The 9,649-nt window shown below is 66.3% G+C and carries 11 protein-coding genes; 3 read left to right on the forward strand and 8 right to left on the reverse strand.

What is annotated here, in order from left to right:
* Positions 1-21 precede the first annotated feature (21 nt).
* The 3 genes from DIE03_RS13820 to DIE03_RS13830 form a co-directional block, all read right to left on the reverse strand.
* Positions 22-414: a DUF6232 family protein gene (locus DIE03_RS13820; RefSeq protein ID WP_124451105.1), complete on the reverse strand. Its 393-nt coding sequence runs from the start codon at positions 412-414 to the stop codon at positions 22-24.
* Between the two features lie 124 nt (positions 415-538).
* Positions 539-799, reverse strand: a complete 261-nt coding sequence (locus DIE03_RS13825) for a DUF2866 domain-containing protein (protein WP_011548992.1) — start codon at positions 797-799, stop codon at positions 539-541.
* A 210-nt stretch (positions 800-1,009) separates the two neighbouring features.
* Positions 1,010-2,167 (reverse strand): porin, encoded by a 1,158-nt coding sequence (locus DIE03_RS13830; RefSeq protein ID WP_124451107.1) that lies wholly within the window; start codon positions 2,165-2,167, stop codon positions 1,010-1,012.
* A 595-nt stretch (positions 2,168-2,762) separates the two neighbouring features.
* Between DIE03_RS13830 and DIE03_RS13840 the strand changes: the two genes are divergently transcribed.
* Positions 2,763-3,569 (forward strand): MetQ/NlpA family ABC transporter substrate-binding protein, encoded by an 807-nt coding sequence (locus DIE03_RS13840; protein WP_124451110.1) that lies wholly within the window; start codon positions 2,763-2,765, stop codon positions 3,567-3,569.
* A 136-nt stretch (positions 3,570-3,705) separates the two neighbouring features.
* Here DIE03_RS13840 and DIE03_RS13845 read toward each other — a convergent pair whose 3' ends face one another.
* The 4 genes from DIE03_RS13845 to DIE03_RS13860 form a co-directional block, all read right to left on the reverse strand.
* A complete protein-coding gene (locus tag DIE03_RS13845) occupies positions 3,706-4,821 on the reverse strand; it encodes a succinylglutamate desuccinylase/aspartoacylase family protein (RefSeq protein ID WP_124451112.1) in 1,116 nt (371 codons plus the stop codon).
* 226 nt (positions 4,822-5,047) lie between these two features.
* Entirely contained in the window at positions 5,048-5,830 is a 783-nt protein-coding gene (locus tag DIE03_RS13850) for an ABC transporter substrate-binding protein (protein WP_124451114.1), read from the reverse strand.
* 226 nt (positions 5,831-6,056) lie between these two features.
* Positions 6,057-6,977 (reverse strand): LysR substrate-binding domain-containing protein, encoded by a 921-nt coding sequence (locus tag DIE03_RS13855; protein ID WP_185658152.1) that lies wholly within the window; start codon positions 6,975-6,977, stop codon positions 6,057-6,059.
* 67 nt (positions 6,978-7,044) lie between these two features.
* Positions 7,045-7,992, reverse strand: coding sequence for a GlxA family transcriptional regulator (locus DIE03_RS13860; RefSeq protein WP_124451116.1), 948 nt, complete (start codon positions 7,990-7,992; stop codon positions 7,045-7,047).
* Positions 7,993-8,098: 106 nt separating this feature from the next.
* On the opposite strand from DIE03_RS13860, the gene DIE03_RS13865 reads away from it, so the two are divergent.
* Together DIE03_RS13865 and DIE03_RS13870 are read left to right on the forward strand one after the other, a co-directional pair.
* Positions 8,099-8,407, forward strand: a complete 309-nt coding sequence (locus DIE03_RS13865) for a DUF3817 domain-containing protein (protein WP_124451118.1) — start codon at positions 8,099-8,101, stop codon at positions 8,405-8,407.
* Positions 8,404-8,805, forward strand: a complete 402-nt coding sequence (locus DIE03_RS13870) for a CopD family protein (RefSeq protein WP_124451120.1) — start codon at positions 8,404-8,406, stop codon at positions 8,803-8,805. The genes DIE03_RS13865 and DIE03_RS13870 overlap by 4 nt, the downstream gene beginning before the upstream one ends.
* 18 nt (positions 8,806-8,823) lie before the next feature.
* Here DIE03_RS13870 and DIE03_RS13875 read toward each other — a convergent pair whose 3' ends face one another.
* Complete coding sequence (locus DIE03_RS13875) at positions 8,824-9,417, reverse strand: hypothetical protein (RefSeq protein ID WP_124451122.1); 594 nt, start codon at positions 9,415-9,417, stop codon at positions 8,824-8,826.
* Positions 9,418-9,649: the final 232 nt, after the last annotated feature.

Genomic DNA, 9,649 nt, shown 5'->3' on the forward strand with positions numbered 1-9,649 from the left:
CAGCGTGCGCTGCGAACGGAATCAGCCGGCGGGACTGGCGGCCTTCGCGGCCTGCGCATCGCGCACGACCTGCGCGACGCGTTCGACGAACTCGGCGTCGGCGCTCGACAGCGCTTCGCGCTGGCCGTCGGGCATCTCGACCATCAGCCGGTACGTGATGTCCTGCGTGGCCCACGAGAGATAGCCGACGACGACGAGCATCACGCCGACGACGAGCGCGGCGCTCGACGCGCCGATGCCGCCGGCGACGGCAGTGGCTGCGCCGATCAGCGAGATCAGAGACGGAACGAGGCGGTTCTTCGGAATCTTGACGACGTCGACCTGGCGGATGTCACGCAGCGCGAATACCTGCCCGGCGGCCGACAGGCCGTTGCGCGTGACCATGACGCCACGTTCGTTGAATGCGTTTTCCATCGTGTGTTGCGTGGACGAAAACGCGCAGCGTAGCAGGTTTCATTGCCGCGTCAAACGAGACCGACTGCCGCACGATGCGTGCGGCAGGGCCGAAAGACGGGAAGCGGGTGGCGCGGGAATGCGTTCAGAACTGCAGCCGGCCGTCGCCGTAGAGCCGGCCCGGCACGTGCGAGGCGACGACCTCGGCGATCTCTTCGTCGGTCGATTCGGCCGGCACGATCTGGCGCCGCGCGGGTGCGTCGAGGTGCATCGTCCATTCGACGAGCCGATACGGGCGGCCCCATGGCCGCTGCATTTCAACCGAGACGCGGCAGCTCTGGACCGGCAGCGAGTGTTGGCACGTCAGAATCGCGTGCAGATGGCTGAAAACGGTATCTTCGATCATCATGGCCTCCGATCCTGTCTTGTGGGCAATCGATGGCGGCGCCGTCGGCGTGTCTTAAAAAAAAAGCCGCCGATGCTCAGGCGGCCAACAGGGGGGGGTGAGAGCATCCTCTCAGCCCAGAATTAAGCGAAACTTAAAAGCCCATAAAAAAGCGCCCCGCGTGGAGCGGGGCGCTTCTTGCCGTCGTGATCCGCGAGTTAAGCGGATGCTTTAGAACTTGTGACGGATACCGATACGTGCGGCGATCTGGTTCTTCGAACCCGTGCCCGACGTGTTGAAGTAGCTCGTGCTCGAGCCGATCTGCGCTTGCACGCCCTTGCCCGAAGCCTGCTGGTACACGACCAGGCCGTACACGTCCGTACGCTTGCTGAGTGCGTAGTCGGCGATACCGTTGACCTGGTTCCAGTGCCACGAGTTGCCGTTCTGCGTCGCGTTCGTGTACGTGTAGCCGAGGCCGCCCGACAGTGCCGGCGTGAAGGCGTACTTCGCGCCTGCTTCGTAGGCGTTGTAGAACGTGCCGCCCGCGCCCGAAACGGTCGAGAACTGCGTACGCGTCCACAGCAGCCATGCCGTTGCCGGGCCCCAGACGTAGCGGCCACCGACGCCGTACGTGCGCAGGTCGCGGACGTTGCCCGTGCTCAGGTTCGCGATCGTCGTCGAGAAGCCCGGCGTCGACTGGCTCGGGTAGCGGATGTCCGTGTACGCCGCGCCGACCGAGACCGGGCCGTTCGCGTAGTTCAGGCCGAAGCTGTATGCGCGCGACGAGCCTGCGGTCGTCGTCGTGCCCGTCGTCGTGGCCGGTGCGCCGGCGAAGTCCGTCGAGTTCGAGAAGCCGTACAACGCGCCGAACGTGAAGCCCGAGTAGTTCGCGCTCTGGAACTTCACGGCGTTGTTGATGCGGCTCGACGTGAGCTGGTCGATGTCGTTGACGTGGTACGCGTAGTTACCCGCGACGGTGTTGCCGCCCGTCGAGTAGTTCGAACCGAGGATGTCGGTCGAGAACGAGTACTGGCGGCCGAACGTGACCGTGCCGTATTGCGACTGGCTCAGGCCGACGTAAGCCTGGCGACCGAAGATCGCGCCACCCTGGCCGATCGTGCCGTTGCCGCTGTTGAAGCCGTTTTCGAGCACGAAGATCGCCTTCAGGCCGCCACCGAGGTCTTCGGTGCCGCGCAGGCCCCAACGGCTGCCCTGGGCAACGCCGTCGTCATACTTGAACAGCTTGCCCGTGCCGCCGTTGGCGGTCTTGCTGTGGTTCACGTAGCTGATACCGGCATCGATGACGCCGTACAGCGTCACGCTGCTTTGTGCGTGCGCCGTGCCGGCCGTTGCTGCCAGGACGGCGATGGTCAACAGTTTCTTGTTCAAAGGATTCTCCGAGCGAATAAATGGCGTGTCCAGTTGCGGTTCCGGCGCTCTCTCTGGGCGCTTTCACGTACCGGCCGCAACTTTATCGGCGGGCCACGTAATGAATATGACAGCGACTGTCATATGAAGAATGTGTGGTGCCGATGCGACATTAGGGCCTGCTTGCATAGGGAACGTGCATGCGTTGCCACGAGAACGGCTGCTCGCGAGGCGCGCGACGCCGCGAATACTGGCGTATCGCTAAGGAGCGCAACGCGGCGAGCGGCCGTTCTCGTGGCAACCCCAAATTGAAAAATACATTCCACGGGAATGCCCGAAATCGCCCGCATGGCGGCGTCGCTCGTCGCTTGTTTGGCTCGGCCAAACGGCGCTCCTCACTTCTTGCCCTGCGAGCGATTTCGGGCATTCGCATGCATGTTCCCTATGCAAGCAGGCCCTAAATTCTGCCCGGGTTGTACAGCGGGAGTTATACCGATTTCGGCTGAGATTCGATCGCGATCAGGAATATGCACATGAAATAAGCTTGGTTGGTGGCGTTTGGGCCCCGTGTCACGATCCGTCCTCCAACAATCGACATGGGACAAGAGGACACCACATGCGACGCTCGATTCTGACCGGCCTCGGCGCACTCGCCGCCGCGCTGGCATTCGCCGCACCCGGCGCGCACGCCGATTCTCAAACGCTGAAGATCGGCACGATGAGCGGCCCCGACGCACAGATCTGGACCGAAGTGACGAAGGTCGCCGCGCGCGAAGGGCTCGCGATCAAGGTCATCGAATTCAACGACTACGTACAGCCGAACGCGGCGCTCGATGCGGGCGACCTCGACGCGAACGGCTTCCAGCACCAGCCGTTCCTCGACAGCCAGATCAAGCAGCGCGGCTACAAGATCGTGAACGTCGGGCTCACCTACACGGCGCCGATGGGTTTCTATTCGAAGAAGCTCAAGTCGCTGAAGGACTTGCCGGTGGGCGCGAAGGTCGGGATCCAGAACGATCCGTCGAACGGCAACCGCGCGCTGCTGCTGCTGCAGAAGTACGGGGTGATCAAGCTGAAGCCGGGCGTCGGCGCGAACGGCGTGAATGCGACGCCGCTCGACATCGCCGAAAACCCGAAGAAGATCAAGATCGTCGAGCTTGATTCCGCGCAACTGCCGCGCGCGCTGCCCGACGTCGATGCCGCGTCGATCAACACCGACTACGCGGTGAAGGCCGGGCTCACACCGGTGAAGGATGCGATCGCGATCGAGGATCTGCGCGGCCCGTACGCGAACCTGATCGCGGTGCGCGCGCAGGACAAGGACAAGCCGTGGGTGAAGAAGCTCGTTGCGGCCTATGAATCGGACGACGTGCGCAAGTTCATCGACCAGAAGTTCGGCGGTGCGATCGTGCCGGCCTTCTGAACGGTCTTCACGCTGAACGGCCGGCGGCCTGAGCGGCCGCCGCGCCACGCTCTCCGGAAAGCAAATCGCCCGCGCAAGCGGGCGATTTCGTTGGTGCGTGCGATGCGCGCCGTGACCGGGCGCGCGGGCCGGCCGCTCAGGCCGACAGCAGCGAACCCGTGCGGATCGCGGTCGCGCCGGCGATCCGCGCGACTTCCATGCCGGCCGTCGCGAAGCGCACGATCTGGCGCGCGTACAGCACGCCCGATACGCTGCTCTTCAACGTGACGACGCGATCGGTCAGCGGGTCGACGATGTCGGCCACGGCCTCGCCGGCCTCGATCATCGCGCCGACCGGCGTGCGGAACACGATCACGCCCGACACGGGCGCGACGAGCGGATCGGTGCCCGCAAGCGGCGTGGCCGGATGCGCGAGCGGCGGCAGCGGCGCCGGCGTGCCGTCGACGACGCCGCGCTCGGTCAGGTATTCGACGATTGCCTGTGCATCCTTTTCGGCGAGCTCGTACGACACGTCGCGTTCGCTGCGCAGTTCCACCGTGACGGAAATCGCGCCGTTCGGGATCGGGAAGCGGTCGCCGAAGCGGTTGCGCAGATCCGACCAGCAGAAGCTGTGGATTTCGTCGAACGGATTGCCGACCGAATTCAGCGCGAGCAGCGACGCCTGTGCGTCGAGATAGCGCGACAGCGGCTCGACGTCCGGCCACAGGTCGGGATTCGTGTAGAGGTGCATCACCGCATCGCTGTCGCAGTGCAGGTCGAGCACGATATCGGCGTCGAACGACAGCTTCTGCAACGCGAGGCGCTGCGAGTCGAGCTCGGTGCGCGGCTTCTGCTCGTCGAGCGCTTCGCGCATCGCGGCGCGCACGGCGAGGAGGTTGCGTTGCGCGTCGTTCGTGAGGTGGTGTTCGACGCGCGGCAGCACCAGCGCCGCGAGATCGTAGAAATTGCGGTTGAAGTTCTGCATCGAGCCGAGCTCGAAGCGGCCGAGGTGATCGCCGAACACGTGCTGCGACAGGCCGATCGGGTTCGGCACGGGCACGATCACGACTTCGCCGCGCAGCTTGCCGGCCGTCTCGAGCGCGGCGATCTTGCGGCGCAGCAACGTGGCGACCAGCATGCCGGGCAGTTCGTCCGCGTGCAGCGACGACTGGATGTAGACCTTCTTGCCGCCGCGCGGGCCGTAGTGGAAGCTCGTGATCTGTCGTTCGGTGCCGACGGCGGGGGAAATCAGCGGATGGGTCTGCGTTTGCATGATGAGGGGAGTGCGGCGCAGCCGCGAATGATCCGGTGTGCGTGGAAGATCGATTGTACGTTGCCTTCCTCGCCGCCATCAAACCGGCGCCAGAACATTGCGTTTTCCGTTGTGAATCATCAGGTTGGCGCGGAAAAAATAACGGTGCGTGCACCGCGCGCGCAAGCAAAACGGGCGCCTCGCGGCGCCCGTTCCGTTGCGGCGCATGGTGCGCCGCCTGGCCGTGTTACTTGCCGTAGACGTCGAAATCGAAGTACTTCTTCGCGATCTTGTCGTACGTGCCGTCCTTGCGCATGCCGGCGATCGCGCCGTCGATCTTCGACTTCAGGTCGGTGTCTTCCTTGCGCAGGCCGATGCCGGCGCCGTTGCCGAGCGTCTTCGGATCGTCGATATCCTTGCCGGCGAAGTCGAAATTCGCGCCGCGCGGCGTCTTCAGGAAGCCGATCTCGGCCTGCACCGCGTCCTGCAGCGCGCCGTCCAGACGGCCCGAGATCAGGTCGGCGTAGACCTGGTCCTGGTTCTGGTAAGGCACGACGTTCACGCCCTTCGAGGCCCAGTACGTCTTCGCGTAGGTTTCCTGGATCGTGCCCTGCTCGACGCCGACCGACTTGCCCTTCAGCGATTCAGCCGTCGGCAGCAGGCCCGTGCCCTTCTTCGTGACGAGGCGCGTCGGCGTGTTGAACAGCTTCGCCGAGAAGGCGATCTGCTCGGCACGCGCCGGCGTCATCGACATCGACGACAGCACGCCGTCGAACTTGCGGGCCTTCAGCGCCGGGATCATCCCGTCGAAGTCGTTCTCGATCCACACGCACTTTGCGTTGATGCGGCGGCAGATTTCGTTACCGAGATCGACGTCGAAACCCACAACCTTGCCGTCAGCGCCTTTCGATTCGAAAGGCGGGTAGCTCGCGTCGACGCCGAACCGCACGGTCGACCAGTCCTTTGCGTACGCGCCGCCAGCCGATACGGCGAGCAGGGCAACGGTCACAGCCGCAAGAATCTTTTTCACCAGGTGACTCCTCGTTTTGTTCGATGGGTGCGCGGTTGTGCCGCGCCGTAAGCCTTCGGTCCGCCGCGGCTTCGCGTCGGACTGTCCGTTTCGCCCACCCGATGCGGGCGCGCGACGTGCGGAAGATTATCAAGACAAAATACCGGAAGGGCGCCTAGGACAAGCCCCGATACCGGGCCCGGCGGCGGCGCGTCGCGGGTGCCGCCGTTTCAGACACAGGAACGATTCAGCCGAGCGTTTCGTTGACCGCGCGCTGCAGGCACGTGACGAATTGCGATACGGCGGGCGTGGGCAGCAGGTCGCGCCGCGCGATGATCGACAGGTCGAAGCGCGGCATGCTCTCGTCGAGTTCGGCCGTGCGGATGCCGAGCGGCGCGACCATCTCGGCCAGCGGCCGCGTGAAGCAGCCGATCACGTCGGAGCGCGCGACGAGCCCGAGCGTCACCGCGAACGACATCGGCGAGCGCAGCAAACGTTTCGGCAGCGGCAGCCCGTGCGTCTCGAACATCCCGACCATCACGCTGTGCGGAAACTGTTCGGCGCCGACGGTGACGATCCACTCGGCATCGAGCAGTTCCTCTAGACGGCGCGCATGCGCGAGCGGATGGCCCTCGCGCATTACGATCGTGAATTCGGTCGACAGCAGCGGCGATTGCGTGAAATCGCGGTCGAGCGCGGGCACATGGTGCATCGCAGCGATGTCGAGCGTGCCGTTGCGCAACTGCGCGAGCGCGTCGGGCACCGTCACTTCCTCCAGGTGCAGGCTCACGTTCGGCATCGACCGGCGGAACGCCGTGACCGCATGCGGCAGCGCGGTCAGCGCGATCGACGGCATCGTGCCGACCGCGACGCGCCCCGCCATCTCGCCCTTCACCTGCTCGACGGCCTCGACCGTGCGGCGGATGTCGCCGAGCAGCTGCTCGGCGCGCGGCAGCAGCGCCTGGCCGCACGCGGTCAGCTCGACGCCGCGCACGCTGCGCGCGAGCAGCTCCGCGTTGAGCGCCGTTTCGAGCTCGCGGATCGTATGCGTGATCGCGGGCTGCGTGACGCCGAGTTCGCGCGCGGCGGCGCGCAGGCTCTTGAGGTGCGCGGCGGAGACGAACGCCTGGAGCTGCGCGATGTTCAGGGGGTTGCGGATGCGGGTCATCGGTCGGGTCCGGTTGGCGCGGGAGGGGGCGGCGGCTTCATGCCTTATGTAGCGATCCTGATGAACGTCACGCGCCGGCGCGTGCGCGGAACGTCTGGCGATAGCGCTGCGGCGACGTGCCGACGATGCGTGCGAACCGCTCGCGAAACGCGGTGACCGAACCGAACCCGGCTTCCGTCGCGACATGCTCGATCGACAGTTCCGTCACTTCCAGCAACTGCTGGGCATGCCTGACGCGTGCGGTCTGCAGCCATTGCCGCGGCGACGTGCCGGTCTGCTCCTGGAAACGCCGCGTCAGCGTGCGCACGCTCGTCGACGCCTTGCGGGCCATCGCGTCGAGCGTGAGCGGCTTGCGCAGGTTCGCCTGGAGCCAGTCCATCAGGTCCTGCAGCCCGTCGCCGCCGGCCGGCCATTCGGGCGCGATGAACTGCGCCTGCCCGCCTTCGCGCACGCGCGGCGCGACCGCGCTGCGTGCGGCGTCGACGGCAACCGCCGCGCCGTAGTCGGCCTGGATCATGTGCAGGCACAGGTCGAGGCCGGCCGCCGCGCCGGCCGACGTCAGGATCTGCCCGTTGTCGACGAACAGCACGTTGGGATCGACGTCGACGTCCGGATAGCGGCGCGCGAGTTCGGCGGCCGCGAGCCAGTGCGTCGTCGCGCGCAGTCCGTCGAGCAACCCGGCTTCCGCGAGCACGAACGCGCCGCTGCAGATCGACGCGATCCGGCAGCCGCGCGCGGCCGCCGCGCATAACGCCGCGAGCACGCGGCGCGACGTCGGGGCGAGTGGCACGGACGTGCCGGGGACCATGATCGTATCGGCATCGGCCAGTGCGTCGAGACGAAACGGCGGGCGCAGCTCGAACAAGTCGCCGGCGACGCGCGGCTGCTCGCTGCACACGCGCACGCGGTAGGCAGGTGCGCCGTCGGGCAAGCACACGCGCGCGAACGTGTCGCATGCGACGCCCAGGTCGAACGGCACGACATCGGGCAAAGCGAGAACGGCGACCGTGTGCATGACATCCGAGGCCGTGGCCAGAATCCGTTGAAAGATGTCATTCTAGCCAATGGCTCGAACCCGCACCACACCCGACAATCGCGTTGGATCAACCTGGAGCCTGACGATGCAACAAGACGATCGCAACGCGTTGCGGAACCTGCAGTACCTGTCGCTGCTCGAGGCGGCCACGCTCGTCGTGCTCGTGTGCGTCGCCGTGCCGCTCAAGCATCTGGCCGGCTATCCGGCCGCGGTATCGATCATGGGCCCGGTGCACGGGATCGCGTTCGCGATGTACGTGTGGGCGGTCGTCGGCACCGCGTCGAGCGGGCTGTGGAGCCGGGGCGAGATCGCACGGCTCGTGCTGTCGGCCGTCGTGCCGTTCGCGGGGCTGGCGAGTGCGGGATGGATTGCGCGCAAGCGGCACGCACGATGATCTACCTGGTACTGAAGGCCGTGCACGTGGCGGCCGTCGTCACGTTCGTCGGCGGGCTGCTGATGTTGTCCGTCGGTATCGGGATCGCGAACCTCGCCGTGCATCGCGCGGTGCGGCGCTGGGATCGCACGGTGACGGCGCCCGCGCTTGCGCTCGTGTGGATCACGGGGATCGCGATCGCGCTGAACGGTCACTGGTTCGGCGCCGCGTGGCTGTCGGTGAAGCTGGTGGTGGTCGTCGCGCTGTCGGCACTGCACGGGATGCTGGCCGGCACGCTGCGGCGCATGGAGCGCGACGATCTCGTCGTCGTGCCGGCGCCGTGGCTCGGGCATGCAGCGGGCGCGGTCGTGGCCGCGACCGCGATCGTCGTCGGGCTGGTCGTGATCAAGCCGTTCTGATATTGGCGTGAACAGGCCCTAGGCCAGCGCCAGCTCGACCGCCGCCAGCGTCCGGCGCCGGATCCAGCCGCTCCCGAGCCGAATCGCGAGCCAGTAAGGCATGAACAGCCAGCGCGCCCGCGCACTCGGGCAATGAACGAAGGTTTCGGTGCGCAGCACGTGCGCACCCGATGCGAGCCCGACGACCTCGAAGCGAAGCACCAGCTTTGCATCGAGCGGGTCGTCGTGGCGCGTGAAGGCCGCTGCGTCGGCGATAGCGCGCACGTCGAGCGTCGGGCGCCAGAAGCGTCCGATGAGGCCGAGCGACAGCGACGTATCGTCGCGCTGGAGCGGTGTGAACGTGTGGAGGCCAAAGCGCGCCCGCTCGTCGCGGGCCGGCCGGTGGCGGAGCGTGCCGACGAGCGTCGTCGGGAGTTCGCGCACCGTGAGCAGCGCGTTGACGACCGGATCGGTGCGCATGTCGAGCGACGCGACGATATCGATGATGCGCGCGGGCGGTGCACCGATCGGCTGCGATTCATGCACTTCGTGAAACCCGAACGACGGAATGAACGGCGGCTTGCGCGCCGAGGTGCGGGTGGTCGATTCGGAGACGATGCCGAGCGCGTTCATCGCGGCTCCTGAAGGGGCAATGCGCGATCGTAGCACCGGGAGCGGATTGGCGTCACGGCGTTTCCGCGCGGGGCGCCGTCCCGATAAAAAAAGGTTCATCGCGGGAAACCGTGGAAGCTTTCGGTGCAGTTGGTAACCTGACGCCAATGGGAATAGGCGTTGGAGGCCAAATTGCTGGATCGCAAAGCACTACAGGCGCTGGGCTGCTGGACGGGCTACCGGATTGAGCGAG

The organism is Burkholderia sp. Bp8992 (assembly GCF_003853705.1).
In the GTDB taxonomy this organism is placed as follows: Bacteria; Pseudomonadota; Gammaproteobacteria; order Burkholderiales; family Burkholderiaceae; genus Burkholderia.

Coding starts and splice junctions, on each gene's coding strand:
- DIE03_RS13855 (WP_185658152.1), bottom strand. CDS start 6,977: ATGACCCGCATCCGCAACCCCCTGAACATCGCGCAGCTCCAGGCGTTC.
- DIE03_RS13840 (WP_124451110.1), top strand. CDS start 2,763: ATGCGACGCTCGATTCTGACCGGCCTCGGCGCACTCGCCGCCGCGCTG.
- DIE03_RS13870 (WP_124451120.1), top strand. CDS start 8,404: ATGATCTACCTGGTACTGAAGGCCGTGCACGTGGCGGCCGTCGTCACG.
- DIE03_RS13865 (WP_124451118.1), top strand. CDS start 8,099: ATGCAACAAGACGATCGCAACGCGTTGCGGAACCTGCAGTACCTGTCG.
- DIE03_RS13860 (WP_124451116.1), bottom strand. CDS start 7,992: ATGCACACGGTCGCCGTTCTCGCTTTGCCCGATGTCGTGCCGTTCGAC.
- DIE03_RS13820 (WP_124451105.1), bottom strand. CDS start 414: ATGGAAAACGCATTCAACGAACGTGGCGTCATGGTCACGCGCAACGGC.
- DIE03_RS13845 (WP_124451112.1), bottom strand. CDS start 4,821: ATGCAAACGCAGACCCATCCGCTGATTTCCCCCGCCGTCGGCACCGAA.
- DIE03_RS13825 (WP_011548992.1), bottom strand. CDS start 799: ATGATCGAAGATACCGTTTTCAGCCATCTGCACGCGATTCTGACGTGC.
- DIE03_RS13875 (WP_124451122.1), bottom strand. CDS start 9,417: ATGAACGCGCTCGGCATCGTCTCCGAATCGACCACCCGCACCTCGGCG.